14 protein-coding genes are annotated in these 17,605 nt (G+C 65.9%); 13 read left to right on the top strand and 1 reads right to left on the bottom strand.

Annotated features, from left to right (window positions below; all coding sequences use genetic code 11):
* Positions 1-173 precede the first annotated feature (173 nt).
* Positions 174-1,223 carry a substrate-binding domain-containing protein gene (locus ABC977_RS03845; RefSeq protein ID WP_369665918.1) on the bottom strand — a complete coding sequence of 350 codons (1,050 nt, stop codon included), beginning with the start codon at positions 1,221-1,223 and terminating at the stop codon, positions 174-176.
* Between the two features lie 236 nt (positions 1,224-1,459).
* Between ABC977_RS03845 and ABC977_RS03850 the strand changes: the two genes are divergently transcribed.
* The 13 genes from ABC977_RS03850 (at position 1,460) to ABC977_RS03910 (ending at position 17,544) form a co-directional block, all read left to right on the top strand.
* Positions 1,460-1,729 (top strand): hypothetical protein, encoded by a 270-nt coding sequence (locus tag ABC977_RS03850; RefSeq protein WP_369665919.1) that lies wholly within the window; start codon positions 1,460-1,462, stop codon positions 1,727-1,729.
* An 80-nt stretch (positions 1,730-1,809) separates the two neighbouring features.
* On the top strand, positions 1,810-2,874 hold the full coding sequence (gene pstS, locus ABC977_RS03855) for a phosphate ABC transporter substrate-binding protein PstS (protein WP_369665920.1): 1,065 nt from the start codon (positions 1,810-1,812) through the stop codon (positions 2,872-2,874).
* Positions 2,875-2,978: 104 nt separating this feature from the next.
* On the top strand, positions 2,979-3,347 hold the full coding sequence (locus ABC977_RS03860) for a PF20097 family protein (protein WP_369665921.1): 369 nt from the start codon (positions 2,979-2,981) through the stop codon (positions 3,345-3,347).
* Between the two features lie 130 nt (positions 3,348-3,477).
* Positions 3,478-4,533 (top strand): phosphate ABC transporter substrate-binding protein PstS, encoded by a 1,056-nt coding sequence (gene pstS, locus ABC977_RS03865; protein ID WP_369665922.1) that lies wholly within the window; start codon positions 3,478-3,480, stop codon positions 4,531-4,533.
* A 137-nt stretch (positions 4,534-4,670) separates the two neighbouring features.
* Complete coding sequence (gene pstC / locus ABC977_RS03870) at positions 4,671-5,621, top strand: phosphate ABC transporter permease subunit PstC (protein WP_369665923.1); 951 nt, start codon at positions 4,671-4,673, stop codon at positions 5,619-5,621.
* Positions 5,618-6,511 carry a phosphate ABC transporter permease PstA gene (pstA, locus tag ABC977_RS03875; RefSeq protein WP_369665924.1) on the top strand — a complete coding sequence of 298 codons (894 nt, stop codon included), beginning with the start codon at positions 5,618-5,620 and terminating at the stop codon, positions 6,509-6,511. Before pstC ends, pstA begins: the two co-directional genes overlap by 4 nt.
* Positions 6,512-6,533: 22 nt before the next feature.
* Positions 6,534-7,361: a phosphate ABC transporter ATP-binding protein PstB gene (gene pstB, locus ABC977_RS03880; protein WP_369665925.1), complete on the top strand. Its 828-nt coding sequence runs from the start codon at positions 6,534-6,536 to the stop codon at positions 7,359-7,361.
* A 67-nt stretch (positions 7,362-7,428) separates the two neighbouring features.
* The gene (pstS, locus tag ABC977_RS03885) at positions 7,429-8,493 is read left to right on the top strand and encodes a phosphate ABC transporter substrate-binding protein PstS (RefSeq protein ID WP_369665926.1); all 1,065 of its coding nucleotides are present in this window, start codon (positions 7,429-7,431) and stop codon (positions 8,491-8,493) included.
* A gap of 93 nt (positions 8,494-8,586) precedes the next feature.
* Complete coding sequence (locus tag ABC977_RS03890; RefSeq protein ID WP_369665927.1) at positions 8,587-9,231, top strand: hypothetical protein; 645 nt, start codon at positions 8,587-8,589, stop codon at positions 9,229-9,231.
* A gap of 200 nt (positions 9,232-9,431) precedes the next feature.
* Positions 9,432-10,040, top strand: coding sequence for a Uma2 family endonuclease (locus ABC977_RS03895; RefSeq protein ID WP_369665993.1), 609 nt, complete (start codon positions 9,432-9,434; stop codon positions 10,038-10,040).
* 435 nt (positions 10,041-10,475) lie between these two features.
* Positions 10,476-11,183: an aquaporin Z gene (aqpZ, locus tag ABC977_RS03900; protein WP_369665928.1), complete on the top strand. Its 708-nt coding sequence runs from the start codon at positions 10,476-10,478 to the stop codon at positions 11,181-11,183.
* Between the two features lie 822 nt (positions 11,184-12,005).
* Complete coding sequence (locus tag ABC977_RS03905) at positions 12,006-12,581, top strand: tellurite resistance TerB family protein (protein WP_369665929.1); 576 nt, start codon at positions 12,006-12,008, stop codon at positions 12,579-12,581.
* A 766-nt stretch (positions 12,582-13,347) separates the two neighbouring features.
* Positions 13,348-17,544 carry a bifunctional diguanylate cyclase/phosphodiesterase gene (locus ABC977_RS03910; RefSeq protein ID WP_369665930.1) on the top strand — a complete coding sequence of 1,399 codons (4,197 nt, stop codon included), beginning with the start codon at positions 13,348-13,350 and terminating at the stop codon, positions 17,542-17,544.
* Positions 17,545-17,605: the final 61 nt, after the last annotated feature.

Raw genomic sequence — 17,605 nt, forward strand, 5'->3', positions numbered from 1 at the left:
GCACCTGGAAAAACTCAAGGTGCCCGCGCGGTGCAAGGATGCCCCGCCATGTTCCGTCGCCCAAGCGACTGAACATGGCGCAAAGCGAAAAGCGCATTTTCGCTTTGCGTCTCGAAGAATTGCCCGGATGGCAATTCTTCAAGGGCACCATGATTCCTCGCATGGCCTCCGTGTCATTGCGCCGACCGCTCCAGGCCGGTTCGGCCGCGCAGCCGCTCGGACATGGCCTCGCGGTCGCTCTCCGGCAGCGGGATCAGCCCGACGGCCGCCAAGTAGCCATCCGGACCCCAGGCGGCATCGCTGGTGAGCTCGGCCAGGTACTCCTCGACACCCGGGATCTGGTCAAGGTGGGCCTGTTTCACATACAGGTAGAGCGGGCGCGATAGGGGATAACGGCCGTCGGCGATGGTCGCGATGCTCGGCTCGATGCCGTCGATCCGGGCCGCTTGGATCTTGTCGGCATTTCGATCCAGGTAACTGAATCCGAAGATCCCCACTGCGGTGGGATCGACGACCAACCGGTTCCAAATCAAGTCGTCGTATTCGCCGGCTTCGACGAAGGCGCCATCGTCACGGATCTCCTGACAGAAGGCCTGATGCCGATCCTTGTCGATGCCTCGCAATGCGGCGATCGCTGCAACTCGATCACAGCCGGGCTCCATCGCCAGCTCGATGAAGGCGTCACGGGTGCCGGACGTCGGCGGCGGACCCAGCACCTGGATTCGCGTCTCGGGCAGATCGGCGCGCAGGGCCCGCCAGGTCTGATAGGGGTTCGCAATCGGCTCATCGCCGCCGGCTGGGTCCGGTAGGACCTTGGCCAAGGCCATCCAGACCTCTTGCAGACTCAGATCGAGTCGGGTGGCGGCCCGCGAGTTGGCGATTGCTATGCCGTCGAAGCCGATCCGGATCTCGATGATCCGATCGACACCGTTCGCCAGGCAGGTATCGAGCTCGCTCGTCTTGATCGGCCGCGATGCGTTCGCAATGTCCGGGTGATCCTCGCCGACACCGGCACAGAAGCGCGTCAGGCCGCCGCCGGTTCCGGTCGAATCGATGCGCGGCGCCGGAAAGTCGGTCGTGCCGTCGAACCGTTCACTGACGGCCTTCGCGAAGGGATACAGGGTCGACGAGCCCACGATATGGATGTGGTCGCGGGCCAGGGTCGGGGTGGACAGCAGCACGGCCAGGGCTGTCGCGGTCACGGCGATCAAGGGCTTGTTCACGATGGCGTTACCTCGCGGGGCGCTGGAAGGGCAACGCATCATTGTGCGCAGACGGTGTTGCGAGACCGTGACAGATGCGTGAGGGTTCGATGACAGACAGGGGAACCGATCCGTTCGGCGCCTTCGGCGCCGGCCCTCGCCGCCGCCACGGTGATCGCAGCCTGGGCTCCATCGTCACAAGATCAAAACATTCGTCGGCTATCTTGCCGCTTCGCCATGGAACGATATCTGCCGAGATGAAGATGGTCGACGCCCCCACGACGACGCCGTTGGAACGCGTCGAGGCCCTGTATCGTGAGCTCGTCGCCTGGTACGGCGAGGGTTCCGAGCGCGAGATCCGGGCTGCTTCCAAGCTGTTGGTGGTTGCGCTGTTCGAGCTCAAGACCCACGGAGGCCCCGGTTGGCGGACGCTGGTCGACGATCTGATTCAGACGCTCGAACGGGACCCGGCGCGTTTCGAGCGCATGCTCGAGGCCCATCGCGGCGAGCAAAGAAGACCATGGTGACGGACCGGCTCAGAACTGCGCACGGCCCGATGCCCCGGAGCCAAGTCCCGACGCAGACCGCCCACACCGAGGAATCCCAGATGCCCTTCTTGCATTCGAGCCCGCGCTGGCACCTCGCCGTCGCTGCCCTGATCCTGGCCCTGCTGGCCCCGCCGCTGGCGGCTTCCGACCTGATCCGGATCAATGGGGCCGGTGCCAGCTTCCCGGCTCCCCTCTACATGCGTTGGTTTCGTGACTACTACCAGGCCCACCCGAACGTGTTGGTCGACTATCAGGCGATCGGCAGCGGCGCCGGCGTCGCCAATCTGATCCAAGGTCGATTCGACTTCGCTGGCTCCGATGAGCCGCTGACCGAGACGGCTCTCGAACAACTCGGCGCGGACTGGATCCAGATCCCGATGGCGGCCGGCGCCATCGTCATGGCCTATCACCTGCCCGGGATCGAGGAACTGAAACTGTCGCGCGAGGCCCTCTCGGCGATCTTCCTCGGCGAAGCCGTGCGCTGGAACGACCCCGTGATCGCCGCCGCCAATCCCGGAGTCGCCCTGCCGGATCGGCCGATCGTGGTCGTCACGCGCGTCGATTCGAGCGGGACCAGCCTGATCGTGACCCGCCATCTGAGCGCGATCAGCGAGACCTTCGCGAACCTTGTCGGATCCAACCTGAAGCCGGTCTGGCCCAAGGCCCTGCAGGACCGCGGGGGCCTCATTCGCGGCAGCGGAAACGGCGGTGTCGCGCGGCTCGTGCAGGCTGTGCCAGGCGCCGTCGGCTATGTGCAATTCGCCTACGCCCACCTGTCGGGCATCTCGATGGCCACCTTGCAGAACGAGGCCGGAGCCTTCGTACCGCCGAACGAGGCGTCCTTCCAGGCGACCCTGGCGTCCTTCCGCGCCGAGTTGGACTTGAGCGACCTCGCCGATCCGAAAGGCGCCGAGTCCTATCCGATCCTGGCCCTGTCGTGGCTGATCGTGCCACGGTCTACGGAGGAGCCCAAGAGCCGGACCTTGCGCGAGGTGTTGCGTTACGCGCTGACCGACGGTCAGAAGGACGCGGCGCCGCTCGGCTACATCCCGCTGAGCCCGGCGGCGGTCGAGCAGATCATGGAGCGGCTCGATCTTCGTGGACCCATCCCTTCGGATTCCTGATCGGGTTCGCCGATGAGTCGGCGTCGTGGGTCGCGGCGGAGAATTCATGTGTGACGGGTATATCATCTTGGCACCACCTCGATGATTCACTGAGGAGCCGCGCGATGAGCGGTTTGCCCGATTCGGCCCTGACCATGATTTTGCTCTTTCTGCTGATCGTCTTGACGATCCTGTGGGCGCTGTATCGATTGAGCCGGCGCCATGTCGCGGTCGCCCATCGTCCGGAGCTCTGGCAGGGGCGTAACTATCGTTGTCCGAGCTGCGCAACGCCGATGCGACAGGGCTGGGTCATGCTCGGCAGGGGTGCCATCTTCGCTCCGCGTGGCCAGACGCCACCCGGTACCTTTGCGCATATCGGCCAAGCCCTCGACAACACGATCAGCCTCGCGTGGCGGCCAGCGGCGAACATGGCCTGGCATTGTCCGCACTGCCGCCTGCTGCTGATCGATCATGACAAGCTGGTCCGGCCGTAGGCCGGGCCGGGCTTGGTCGGTCACGAAAATATCATCGTATCGTCATACTGTTGGCGAGGTCTTCGACGAGAATAGCGCGGCGCAAAGTTCCGTCAGCGCTCGATCAACTCGTCCGGGAGTACCTTGCCTCATGAATGTGTCACCCCTCTTCAAGAGAACCCTGATCGCTGGCTGTTTGGCCCTCGTCGCCGTGTCGCCGGCGGCGTTCGCGGAGGTCCGATTGATGGGCTCCGGGGCGAGCTTCCCGGCCCCGATCTATGCCAAGTGGTTCAAGGACTTCAGCAGCGCGACCAAAGGTGCGCGCGTCGATTACCAGTCGAAGGGCAGCGGTGCTGGGATCCAGGACTTCATCAATCAGATCGTCGATTTCGCCGGCAGCGATGCGGCAATGAACGATGAGCAGATCGGCCAGGTCAAGAACGGCGTCGTGTTGTTGCCGGTGACCGCCGGCGAGATCGTGCTGACCTACAACCTGCCGGGCGTCAGCGAGCTGCGCCTGCCCCGCGAGGTCTATCCGGCGATCTTTACCGGCGAGATCACCAAATGGAACGACCCGCGGATCGCCGCGGCCAATCCGGGGGTCGACCTGCCCGATCGCGACATCACCGTCGTGGTCCGGTCCGATTCGTCGGGGACGACCTACGTCTTCACCGGCCACTTGGCCGCGATCGACGAGGCCTTCAACTCCGAGATCGGTCAGGGCACGTCGCCGCAATGGCCGCAGAGCGCCAAGTTCGTCAAGGCGCCGAAGAACGATGGGGTCACGGCCACGGTCAAGCAGACCCCGGGGGCGATCGGCTATGTCGAGTTCGGCTTCGCGAAGCTGACCGGGGCGCCGGTGGCCCTACTGGAGAATCGGGATGGCGAATTCGTCGCGCCGGGTCCGGAGACCGGCTCGGCCGCGTTGGCCAGCGCCGAGTTCCCGGGCGGCAACCTGCCGGGCAGCGAGGTTCCGGATCTGCGTGCCTGGGTCTTCGACCCGGCCGGGGCGCAAGCCTATCCGATCGCGACCTTCACCTGGCTCTTGTTCCCCGAGACCCAGGATCCGGCAAAGGCCGCGGTGGCCCGCGATCTCGTCGAGTACATCCTGACCGAGGGTCAGAAGAGCGCCGATGAGCTGGGCTATGTGCCGTTGCCCGACAATGTCATCGACAAGGTGCGGGAAGTCGCGCAATTGATCCGTTGACGACTGCCCGAGCCTAGGTCGGGTTCCTGTCGAGTCCGTGGGCGTGACGCCCCCGGACCCGGCGAATCCCCGGGTCACCTAGCCCATCAGCCTTGCATCGCAGGCCCAGATCTATGGCGTCGAACCCCTTTGATAAGATGACCTCGGCTGGCGGCGTCTCGCGCCCCCCATCGGCCAGCGACCAGCTGGCCGACCGGGTGTTCCGCGCGGTCGCCTTTTCGTGCGCCGCGCTGATCATCGTCCTGCTTCTGTTCATCATGTGGGAGCTCGGCGGTCTCGCGCTGCCGGCGATCTCGCAACACGGGCTCGGATTCATCACGGGCACGACCTGGAACGTCAGTCGTGCCGAGTTCGGCGTCCTGCCCGAGATCTGGGGCACCCTGTACAGCTCGCTGATCGCGCTGTTGCTCGGCGGTACCTTCGGCATCGGCATCGCGATCTTCCTGACCCAGGATTTCATACACGCGCGGCTCGCGGCGGTCTTTCGAACCATCGTCGAGCTGCTCGCGGCGATCCCATCGGTCGTGTACGGCCTGTGGGGCATCTATGTCGTGATCCCGTTGTTGCGGCCCGCCGCCGAATGGCTGCATCAGCACTTGGGCTTCGTACCCTTGTTCGGTACCGACATGAGCGGTCCCGGCCTGGCCCCGGCCGCGCTGGTGCTGGCGATCATGATCCTGCCGACGGTGGCCGCGATCTCGGTCGATGCCTTTCGCCGCATCCCTTACAAGGTCAAGGAGGCCGCCTATGGGATGGGCACGACGCGCTGGGAGGCGATCCTGAAGGTCATGCTGCCGACCGCGTCATCCGGTCTGCTGGCGGCGCTGGTCCTGGGCTTCGGGCGTGCGCTCGGCGAGACGATGGCCTTGGCGATGCTGATCGGCAACAGCAATCAGATCAACCTGTCGCTGTTCGCGCCGGCCAACACCCTGGCCTCGCTGCTCGCGTCGAGCTTCCCCGAGGCCGGCCAGATCGAGGTTCAGGCCCTGATGTACGCGGCGGTCGTGCTGCTTGCGATCACCTTGATCGTCAACATCGTCGGCCTCGGGATACAGCAATACACGGTACGGAAGTTCGAGGGCAAATGATGATGTCAATCGACTTGACCACCTCCCCCGATGCGATGCCGCGGCCGCGCCTCGAGCGTCAGGCCTTCGAGTTGCGGGCGCTGACCAGCGGACTGCTGACGCTGCTGACTTGGACGATCGCGATCCTCGGTAGCATCCCGCTGTTCTCGGTCATCTTCATGCTGGTCAGCGAGGGTGGCGCGCGGCTGGACTGGCAGGCCCTGACCGCGTTGCCGCCAGCGGGCTTCGAGCTCGGCGGTGGCTTCGGCAACGCGATCGTCGGTACCCTGGTGATGGTTGGGATTGCAACCGCGATCAGTGTGCCCTTCGGTCTGCTCGCGGCCATCTACCTCGCGGTCCTCGGGCCGCACAGCCAAGTGGCCAATGTCGCGCGCTTCGTCGCCAAGACCTTGACCGGCTTCCCGTCGATCCTCGCCGGCGTCTTCGTGTACGGGGTCCTCGTGATCTCGTTCGGCTATTCGGCCCTGGCCGGTGGTGTCGCTTTGGCCGTGCTGATGCTGCCGACCGTGATCCTCGCGGCCGAGGAGGCGATGAAGCAGGTACCGACCCGGATGACCGATGCCGCCTACGGCATGGGCTGCACCCGCAGTCAGGTGATCTGGAAGGTGGTCCTGCCGACCGGCGTACCCGGGATCTTGACCGGCGTGATGCTGGCGGTGGCCGGGGCCGCCGGCGAGTCGGCGCCGCTGTTGTTCACCGCGCTCTTCAGCAACTACTACCTGTCCGAGCTGATGGAGCCGACGGCCTCGCTGTCGATCCTGATCTACAACTTCTCGGCGATGCCTTTCCAGAATCAGATCGAGTTGGCCTGGGCGGCCTCTTTGGTGCTGGTCCTGATCGTCTTGGTCTTCAATATCCTGGCGCGTGTGATCGGCCGACCAAAGGTGTAATCCCCATCTCGAGGTACCCAGTATGAGTGCAGCGGCCGAAGCCCTGGCAGACAACGCGGCGACCTTCACCCCGACCGGCGACGCGGTCATCGACTGCGACCTGAAACGGGTCTTTTATGGTGACTTCCTCGCGGTGCGAAACAGTCATGTGCCGATCGAGAAGGGCAAGATCACCGGCTTCATCGGTCCGTCCGGCTGCGGCAAGAGCACCGTGCTGCGCAGCCTCAACCGCATGAACGACCTGATCCCGAGCTTTCGCTTCGAGGGCCACGTCAAGTACCACGGTCAGGACGTCTACGGGAAGCGGGTCGACCCGGTGATCGTGCGGCGTTACATCGGCATGGTCTTTCAGCAACCCAACCCCTTTGCGATGAGCATCTACGACAACGTCGCCTTTGGATTGCGGCTGAACCGTGTCAAGGGCAATCTGGATGAGCGCGTCCAGCGGGCGCTCGAGCGCGCGGCCCTCTGGAAAGAGGTCAAGGACAAGCTGAACAAGAGCGGGCTGTCCCTGTCCGGCGGTCAGCAGCAGCGGCTGTGCATCGCGCGAGCCATCGCCACCGAGCCCGATGTGCTGCTGATGGACGAGCCCTGTTCGGCGCTCGATCCGATCGCCACGCGCCAGGTCGAGGAGCTGATGCTCGAACTGAAGGCGCGTTACACGGTGGCGCTGGTCACACACAACATGCAGCAGGCGATGCGTGTCGCCGACACCACGGCCTTCTTCGGCGTCGACATCTCGCAGGGCGGCCGCACCGGCTACCTGGTCGAGATGGGCGCGACGCGCCAGATCTTCGAGGATCCGCAACAGGAACTGACGCGCCAGTACGTCGCCGGCGAATTCAGTTGACCCGCCCCCGGCGCCCGCGGGCTGTCCGCTCCGCCGGCGTCCGCCAGTCGTTTCACGAGGACGGACCATGACAAGTCTTTTTCGGGTCTTGCGCACCGCGGCGATGGTTGGGGTGTCGGTCGTTCTGGCCGCCTGCGGTGGCGACGCGCCCGACGGAAGCAGCGAGGCCGCGACCGGTGTGCGGCTCGCCGGCGCCGGCGCGACCTTCCCCGATCCCCTGTATCAGGAGTGGATCCGCCGCTATCGGGACCAGGCACCCGATGTCCGGATCCGCTATCAACCGGTCGGCAGCGGGGAAGGCGTCGCGCGCTTCCTGGCCGAGACGGTCGATTTCGGCGGCAGCGATCGGGCGATGACCGACGCCGAGATGGCCCAGGTCGTGCGCGGGGCCAGGCTGATCCCGGCGACGGCCGGCATGGTGGTGCTGGCCTACAACCTCCCGGAGATCGACGGTGAGTTGCGGTTGCCGCGCGACGTCTATGTCGACATCTTCCTCGGCACCATCTGGCGCTGGGATGATCCACGAATCCAGGCGGCAAATCCGGACCTCGAGTTGCCCTCGAAGATGATTCAGACCGTGGTGCGGCGCGACGGCTCCGGGACCACCTACGCCTTCACGAATCATCTGAGCGCCGTCAGCGATGCATGGCGGTATGGCCCCGGCACTGGACAGTCCGTGCAATGGCCGGGTGGCGCGATGACCGGAAGCGGCAACGAGGGCGTGGCGCAGAAGATCAAGATCAGCCCGGGATCGATCGGGTACGTCGAGTATTACTTCGCCCGGCGCTTGGAGATGCCGATCGCGATGCTGGAGAACCGTGCTGGCCGGTTCGTGCGGCCGGACGCTGCGACCGGGCAGGCGGCGCTGGCCTCGGCGGCAGCCGCGGAGCTGCCGGACAATCTTCGGCTGTTCGTGCCGGATCCGTCGGGATCCGATGACTATCCGATCGTCAGCCTCTCGTGGCTGCTCCTGTACGGCGAGTATCCGGATACCGAGGTGGGCGAGAGCCTCAAGGCGGCCGTGAACTGGGCCTTGGACCAGGGGCAGGAGATCGCCGAGGAAATGGGCTACATTCCGCTGCCCGAGGCGATCGCCGCGGCGGCCGTCGAGGCGGTGGCCAGCATCCGTTGAATGACGCCGCGCCTCCAGGGAAGGATCGGCGCCGGCTCGCGTCCATCCCCTGACGGCTGCCCGGCGGGGGCGCTTGGGCGCGGCGCTGGACCGATGCGTCTCGATCTCGCCGCGATCGACGCCGCGCTGCGCGCGGTCCAGGCCGATTTTGCGCGGCTCAGCCCGCACCTGGGCACGCCGCGCGACCCGATGACGGACATGGTCCGAGACCATCTGCTCGACGGCTATCGGCTCGTCGACGAGGCGCTGCGAACAGGGTTGGATCCGTTCGCGCCGGGCCATTCCCGGTGGCTGCTCGAACTCAATCGGCGGGTCCTGTGCGGCACGGATGCCACGCGGCGCCGCGAGTACGCCGAACACCTGCGCGCGACGGAGCGCCACTTCTACGACGGATCAGGTGGTGGGATCGGCGCGCTGATCGAGTGGCTGGCCCGCCATCGCGGCGCTGACATCTGGCAACGGGCCGCCGGGCTTTACATCCAGCTCTTGAGCCAACCTCAGCTCTTCCTCGAAGGCAATCACCGCACCGGTGTCCTAGTCGTGAGCTACCTGCTGGCGCGGGAGGGTCACCTACCGTTCGTGCTGTCGGTCGCAAACGCGCGTGTCTACTTCGACCTCTCGGCGCGGATCAAGCATCGGCGCCGCGACGGTCTCGCGCTGCTGGTCGCGGGGATCGGGATCCGGCGCCAACTCGTGCGGCTCCTGCGCGAGGAGTCGGCGGTCAGCCGCTCGGTGTAGGCGCGCCGTTCGCCGGGCACGCGGCGGACCAGCATCGACCGTGCCGATGGCCCGGCGTCGTGCCGCGCGTTTCCGACCCGAAAAGAGTTGATCCTATTGAATATAGATGCGAATCTTGCACCCATCCTCGTGCAAGCGACGCTGGCGATGTGCGCGACCTGAACGGATCGACACACCGGAGGCCGAACCCCGTGTTGTCCATGCAAGCCCGGTATCAGCAACCCGAATCTCAACCAACCCATGACGACATCATCCACTTCTCCGGGGTGAGTTGGGATGACTACGAGCGCCTGCTCGTGATGCGCGGCGATCATTCCGCCCCGCGGATCGCCTACCTGGAAGGAGAAGTCGAGATCATGAGCCCGTCGCAGACCCACGAAGGCATCAAGTCCGTGATCGGCCGCCTGGTCGAGACCTATTGCCTGGAGCGTGACATCGTGTTTTCGACCTATGGCTCATGGACGCTCAAAGACAAGTCGCGCGAACGCGGCGCCGAGCCGGACGAGTGCTATGTCTTCGGGACCGAGGCGGCGGAGCGTCCGCATCTCGCCATCGAGGTCGTCTGGACCCAGGGTCGCCTCGACAAGCTCGAGATCTACCGCCAACTCGGCGTCGCCGAGGTCTGGTACTGGCGCCAGGGTCTCATCCAACCCTACCGTCTGCGCGGAGAGCGCTACGAGCCGACGAACGAGAGCCAGGTCTTGCCCGGATTGGATTTGGCGCTCCTGATGCGCTTCATCGACGAGCCGACCACCTCACAGGCGATCCGGGGCTATCGCGATGCGCTGCGGCGCGATCAAAGCGGCTGATGACCGAAAGCCTCATCGACAGTCGCCGCGAAAGCGACCGCCCCCTTGGGATCATCGACTTGTCGTCGACCTCTTGGCCCATCCCAAGGGCCAGCGGACCGAGCTCAACGCGACGACCTCGGGAACCGATTCCCCGACCGACGTCGACGAGCGAGATCTTATCCAGCCTGACCTTGTGCCGCTAGTCGTCGCCATCCGGCGCCCTCGGATGTCGAGTGCGGCGCCATGTCTGCTGCGCGCTGACGGTCGTCTCGGCGCACTTCGCCTCCAAGGTCGATCGGCTGCTCGAGGTCACCCTGTCGCGCGAGTGTGGGGGCTGAACCCCCAGCCAGCGCACGCCCCGGTCTTGTAAACCGGGCGTGGAGGGACAATCCTGTTGCTCGGGCGGCTGGTCTGCTAGGGGGCAACAACTCGAACTTCGGGAGAGGCGGCGCGATGGTCATGAGCAAACGATTGGCTGCCGAGTTTCTCGGCACCTTCTGGCTGGTACTCGGCGGCTGCGGCAGTGCTGTCCTGGCGGCCCATTTTGGTGGCGACGGGAATCCGCTCGGTATCGGTCTTCTCGGTGTGTCCTTGGCATTCGGGCTGACCGTTCTTACCATGGCTTACGCTGTTGGCCACATATCCGGCGGGCATTTCAATCCGGCTGTCAGTGTCGGGTTGTGGGCGGCGGGCCGGTTTCCCGGCAAGGACCTCGGACCCTATGTCCTCGTCCAAGTGCTGGGCGGGCTCGCCGCGGGCGCTGTGCTGTATCTGATCGCCACCGGCGCCGCCGATGCGGAACTCGGTGGGTTTGCCAGCAACGGATACGGTGAACGCTCCCCTGGCGGCTACGGCATGGGTGCGGCGTTTCTGACCGAGGTGGTCATGACGCTGTTCTTCCTGGTGGTCATTCTAGGCGTCACGAGCAGAGCGGCGCCCGCCGGCTTTGCGCCGATCGCGATCGGACTGTGTCTGACGCTTATCCACCTCATCAGCATTCCCGTCACCAACACCTCGGTCAATCCAGCCAGGTCCACAGGGGTTGCGTTTTTCGCGGACGCCGGTGCCGTACCACAGCTTTGGCTGTTCTGGGTGGCTCCGATCATCGGTGCGCTCGTTGCTGGATTTCTGACACGCTGGCTGCAAAAGACCCCTGGCTGAAGGGGCGGGGTCACCTCTCGGCGGTCCTGTCGAACACGTCCCAAAAGGTCGGCCGGACCGCCGATCGGCAGGCTCTGGATGGCCTACGGCGAGGTGGTCCGGTTGGTGCGTCCGGCCCGCCTAACGAGACGCTGATCTATTGGCCGGTCTGGCCAAAGATCAGTACCGAAGTCGAAAACGCGGTTTCCGACTTCCTTCATGTTCGATCGCGTATCGCGACTGATCATGTCGGGGCTTCTGCCCCGCACGGAAAGCGCTAATTGGTTCAGCGTATTCCTAGTGATTTTGGCCCTCATAGCGCCCATTTCATTGGCAGGCTGCGTACCATGGTGTGGCGCTCTTGGACCCGATCGCGCGCGTTGGTGGAATGCGGGTCAGCTTGTCGACCTGGGCTTGATCGCATCGAGTTGGTGAGATCGCTTGGACAAGAGCGGTCAAGGATCTGGAGCGGTTGGTGGGGGAAAGAAGAAAGGGATCGGTTGTCCAACAGCCGTGGTCCGTTCCGTGCTCCGTATCACCTGGCTGTATTCTGGCTTCGTCATCCGTTTTCGCTCGCCTTGGGGGTAGGCACACATGAGTTTTGGAAACATCGTCGGGCAGTTGCTTCAGCAGGGTCTCGCGGGTCAGTCCCAAACCGATGCGCGCGTCGGTCAGAGTGTTCGAAACCTTTCGCAGGGTGGTCCTGGGGTCGAGCAGATTTTTGGCTCCGTCCAGTCAGTCCTTCGTGGCGGGGTGTCGGGCGGTCACAGCGGTCGAGCCGGTTCGCTCGCCGGCCTGGCCGAAGCGGCAAAGGGTTTTCTCGGCTCGAGCCAGGTGGGCGGGATGTCGGGCGCGCAGATCGGTGGCCTGGGTGCGCTCGCCGGAGCTCTTCTCGGTGGTGGCGGCGGTGCTGCACGAGGCGCCGTCGGCGGGGGCGCAATGGCTGTCCTGGGGACGCTCGCGCTGACCGCATTGCAGAACGCCGCTGCGAGTCGGTCCGGCGCATCCACTGCCCAGTTGGCGCCCCGAGCGCCATCGACGCAGGAGGTGGCGGCGGTGGCCAGCGACGATGGCGAACGCCTGGTGTTGCGGGCTATGATCGCCGCCGCCAAGGCGGATGGGCATATCGCACAGGACGAGATGCAGCGTATTCTCGGGCACCTGAAGGCTGATGAGGTCAGCGAAAGCGAACGCCGGTTCGTGCTCGATGAGATCAATAAGCCTCTCGACGTCGCTGACATTGCCCGCGAGGTTCGAACGCCCGCACAAGCGGCGGAGGTCTACGCTGCGTCGCTGGTCGCGATCGACATCGATTCCGACGCCGAGCGCGAGTACCTGCGCAGCCTTTCCAGTGCCCTGGGCCTCGACCCTGGAGTGATCGCCTTCCTACACCAGACCACCGGTGCCCCGACCGTCTGATCAGCGCCTTGTAAGGGTCCAGCGGTTCGTGACCTACTTGATTCAGCACAGCGAACGGGCTGCACGCCGCGCGCATCGTCACGCGCGGCGCCGGTCCCCTGCCCGGATGGGACAACGGGAAAGACGCAAGAAGACCGAGCGCGGCAGGGAGACCGGTCCCGGACGATGGCCAGCTTGGCGATTCTTTTCGATTCCCGTCACTTATCGGGGAAGATCGCGGCCATCGCACCTTGTTCCGGTGGGAGAGGGGTCTGGAACCAATCGAAGCGTTTGCGCAGTCTTTCTCACTCGCCGACGATGACCAGCGTTGGGGGCTGGGCGGGTCGCATTGGACCTTGGCCGATATCCTCGACAAGGTCCCGGAATAGACACGCTGTTGGTGCCTGGTCCCTGGCTGGATCAGCGCGACCGGCAGTGCGCGAGCAACAGGGTATTGACCTGGTCGATGATGAATGCCCAGACCGCCGAAACGGCCAGCGTGGTCCGCTAGGGAAGACGGCAGAGGGATGGCCGGCAGTCATTTTCCCCTGAGCAGGCACTGGCCGGCGATCGGCTGCCACGAGGTGCCGGTCGGCGCGGGCGACGCGACGAATCGGCCTCCGCTTCCTGCGTGATGGGCCGCATCTCGATTAGAATTCGGGAGAATCGGGGCGCGATCCTCGTCTCTCGGGTGGCCCACCGTCGGGGTCCGACGATCGAGCCCGACACGCCAGCCGGTGCCCCGGTTGGTCTCGACCCCCGAACGCCACCGGGCACCACGATGGACATGAGCCGAGAACCAGCCACCGCGCCGGCCCCGACCAAGGGGAAGCCCTTGGGCCCGGCATGGGTCGCGGTTCTCTATGGGCTGGCCGGCGGGGCTTGGATCGCCGCATCGGGCTATGCCCTCGGGCTGATGATCGAGGATCCCGTGCTCCTCGAGCGCCTGGAGCTCGGCAAAGGGCTGCTGTTCGTCGTCACGACGGCTTGCCTCCTCTATCTGCTGCTGCGGCTGCGTCAGACCGATCCGGCCGAAGCGCTGGGCGCACCGGCGGAGCCGGTGATGCGCGGGGCCTGGCTTGCGGCGATCCTGGCCATGCTGCTGTTGCTCGCCCCGCTACTTGCCGTCAGCATCGTCAAGCTGCGCGGACCCGCCGTGGAGCGGGAGGCCCTCGCCGAGCTCAGCGTCATTGCCGAGCTCAAGACCGACCACCTCCGCTACTGGCTGACCGAACGGCTCGGGGATGGCTTGGCCATTGCCGCCGACGACGACCTCCGGGACCGGATCCTCGCCTTGCAGGCTGCCGCTGCGCGGCCGGGCGAGGTCGGTGCCCGCCTCGAGGCCATCCGGCGCGCCCACGGCTACGATGCCGTCGTCCTGCTCTCGGCGGATGGGCGACCTCTGCTGGTGCTCGGTGATATTCGGGAGCCGGACCGGGCCGCCGACGATCCGCATCTGGCCGAGCTGGCCGCCGGCCGGACAGCGGTCGTCAACCTGTTTCGCGACCCGCTGGGCCGCCTGCACCTGGACGTCGCCCTGTCGATCAGCGCCCCGGGCTCCGCTCGGCCTGATGCCTACCTCGTCCTGCACGTCGATCCCGACCACTTCCTGCTGCCCTTCATCCAGTACTGGCCAACGGCGAGCCCGAGTGGCGAGACCCTGCTGGTCCGCCGTGACGGCGACTCGATCGTGTTCCTCAATCCGTTGCGTCATCAGCCTGGCGAGGCCTTGACGTTCCGCCTGCCGCTCGATACCCCGGGACTGCCGGCCGCGGTGGCCATCGGTCGGGATCGTCCGGGCACGATACGAGGCCGCGACTATCGCGGCGTTCCCGTGCTCGCCGCCTATCGCCCGGTGCCCGGCACCGATTGGCACTTGGTAGCCAAGCGGGACCAGCGGGAGATCCTGGCGCCGGTCCAGCATCTCGCGCTGCTGGTCGGCGTGCTCACGCTGTTCGCAACGCTTGCGATCGCGGTCATGCTGGTCTTGCTGTGGCGTCAGCAGCAGCGCACCCTGCAGCTCGCGCTGTTGGCGCAGACCGCCGAGCGCGACCGCCTGCTGAGCCATTTCTACGAGCTCCCGTTCATCGGCATGGCGATCACGGACCCCGCGACCAAACGCTGGCTTCATGTCAATGCGCGGCTGGCCGAGATCCTCGGGCGCTCGCGCGAGGAGCTCGCGGCGCTGTCGTGGGCCGAGATCACGCACCCGGAGGATCTCGCCGCGGACGTCGCGGCGTTCGACCGGGTGGTGGGCGGAGAGTCCGACGGCTATCGAATGGACAAGCGCTTCGTGCGCCCGGACGGGGTCCTCGTCTATGCCGCGATCGACGTCCGCTGCGTGCGTCATCCCGATGGCACCCTGGCCTATTTCGTCGCGACCGTCGACGACGTGACGGAACGGCGGCGCAGCGAGATCGCGCTGCGCCGCCAGCGCGATCTCTACGACATGCTCTCGCAGACCAATCAGGCGATCGTCCGCACCGTCGCGCGCGATGCGTTGCTCATCGAGATCTGTCGGATCGCCGTGCAGCACGGCCGCTTCCTGTTCGCCTGGGTCGGCTGGCTCGGGACGGCTCCAGCCCCGCCGCAGGCGGTCGCCCAGTACGGCACGGACGCGGGGTTCCTCGCCGCCTTCCTCGGCACCGCGCCGGCCGGACAAGAGCATCTCGGCCGCGCCATCGCAAGCGGCCGCCACGCCATCTGCAACGATCTGCTCGCCGAGGCTGTGGGGCTTCCCTGGTACGAGCCGGCGCGGCAAGCCGGCTTCCGCGCGGCGGGGGCCTTCCTGCTCCATCACCAGGGCGAGGTGGTGGGCTTGCTGGGCCTCTATGCCGGCGAGGGCGGCTTTTTCACGGCGGAGGTGGTCGAGACGTTGGACGAGATGATGCGCGACGTCTCGTTCGCCCTCGACAACCTCGCTCAGACCCAGGCATTGAAAGACAGCGAAGCGCGCTACCACAGCCTGTTCGCCAACGACCACACCCCGATGCTGCTCGTCGACTCGGAGGACGGCGCCATCGTCGATGCGAATCCCGCCGCCGGCGCTTACTACGGCTATCCATCGGAGCGGCTGCGCGGGGCGGCCGTCGCGCTTCTCGACACGCGCGACCCGCAGGGCTGCCCGGTTACCGAGGCGAGCGCCTGGCTGGATCGGGGATCCCACTTCGAGGCACGTCAGCAGCTGGCCGATGGCCAGGTGCGCGACGTCGAGCTCCACGTTGCCCCGGTCGGGGTCGCCGGCCGCACGCTGCTCTATTGCATCGTTCACGATTTGACGACGCGCAAACAGGCCGAGGAGGCTCAGCGCCTGGCCGCTGCCGTCTTCAAGTTCACCCGCGACGGTGTCGTCATCACCGACCTGGTCCCGCGGATACTCGCCGTCAACCGCGCCTACACCGAGATCACCGGCTACGCCGCGGACGAGGTCCAGGGGCGGAATCCGGCCGTCATCAGCTCCGGGAGGCATGACGCCGCCTTTTACCAGGGTATCTGGACGACCCTGGCCGAGAGTGGCCACTGGCAAGGGGAGATCTGGAATCGTCGCAAGGGCGGCGAGATCTACCCGGCGTGGCTGACCATCAGCACGGTCCACGACGAGCGAGGTGTCCCCAGCCATTACGTCGGCGTCTTCACCGACATCAGCCAGCTCAAGCAATCCGAGGCGCGCCTCGAGAGCTTGGCCCACTACGATACGCTGACCGGCTTGCCGAATCGGCGTCTCGTTCAGTCGCGCTTGGAGCAGGCCCTTGCGCGCGCCACGCGCCACGGCCAGCGCGTCGGAGTCCTCTTCGTCGATCTCGATCGCTTCAAGAACATCAATGACAGCCTCGGCCACCCCGCCGGCGACGAGCTGTTGAAGGCGATCAGCGAGCGCCTGACGAAGCGGATCCGCGAAGAGGACACCCTGGCCCGTCTCGGTGGGGACGAATTCCTGCTCTTGATCGAGTCCCTGGCGCTCCCCGAGGACGCGGCCGTCGTCGCCGAGATGATCATTCGGCTCGTCGAGCAACCCTTCCTGCTCGATGGTCGTCACGAGGTCTATATCGGGGCCAGCGTCGGGATCAGCCTCTACCCGGACGATGCCCTCGACGTGACGGCTCTGATCCAGCACGCCGACGCCGCCATGTACCAGGCCAAGGAGCAGGGACGCAACACCTACCGCTTCTACACCAAGACCCTCACCGAGTGGGCGAATCGGCGTCTGGAGCTCGAGACCCAGTTGCGTCAGGCGCTCGAGCGCGAGGAATTCCTCCTGCATTACCAGCCGATCGTTGCCGCCGCCGACGGGCGCTTGATCGGGTTGGAGGCGCTCGTCCGCTGGCAACCGCCCGGGGTGGATCTGGTATCGCCGAGCGACTTCATTCCGATCTGCGAGGACACGGGCCTGATCGTGCCGCTGGGCGACTGGGTGTTGCACCGGGCCTGCGCCCAGCTGAAGACCTGGCTCGATGGCGGCTGCCGACCGGTCTGCATGGCGATCAACCTGTCGGTGCGGCAGCTACGCTTTCAGGACATGGTGCGACAGATCCAGGCGATCCTGCATCTCACCGGCATTCCGCCGCATCTGATCCAGCTCGAGCTCACCGAGAGCGGCATCATGGAGCAGGGCGAGAAGGCGATCACGATCATGGGCGACCTCAAGGCGATGGGTGTCAGGCTCGCCATCGATGACTTTGGCACCGGGTACTCGTCGTTGGCCCACCTGAAGCGCTTCCGCGTGGATCGGCTCAAGGTCGACCGCAGCTTCGTCCAAAACCTCGACAAGGACGACAACGATCGCCAGATCGCGACGACCATCATCGCCATGGCCCACAACCTGCGCCTCGACGTCGTGGCCGAAGGCGTCGAGACCAGAGCGCAGCAGGAGTGGCTCGCCCGGATGGGCTGCGACGCCTTCCAGGGCTATCTGTTCGCTCGACCGATGACGGCCGAGGCCGTCTGGAACTGGGTCCGAAGGCAACGCCCCCCCGGCGAGGGCTGAGGGCGCGACGCGCCTCGCCGATCCCTGGCGAACAGGCCGAAAACGAGCCGCAACGGGCTCC

The organism is Thioalkalicoccus limnaeus, assembly GCF_041197575.1.
GTDB lineage: Bacteria > Pseudomonadota > Gammaproteobacteria > Chromatiales > Chromatiaceae > Thioalkalicoccus > Thioalkalicoccus limnaeus.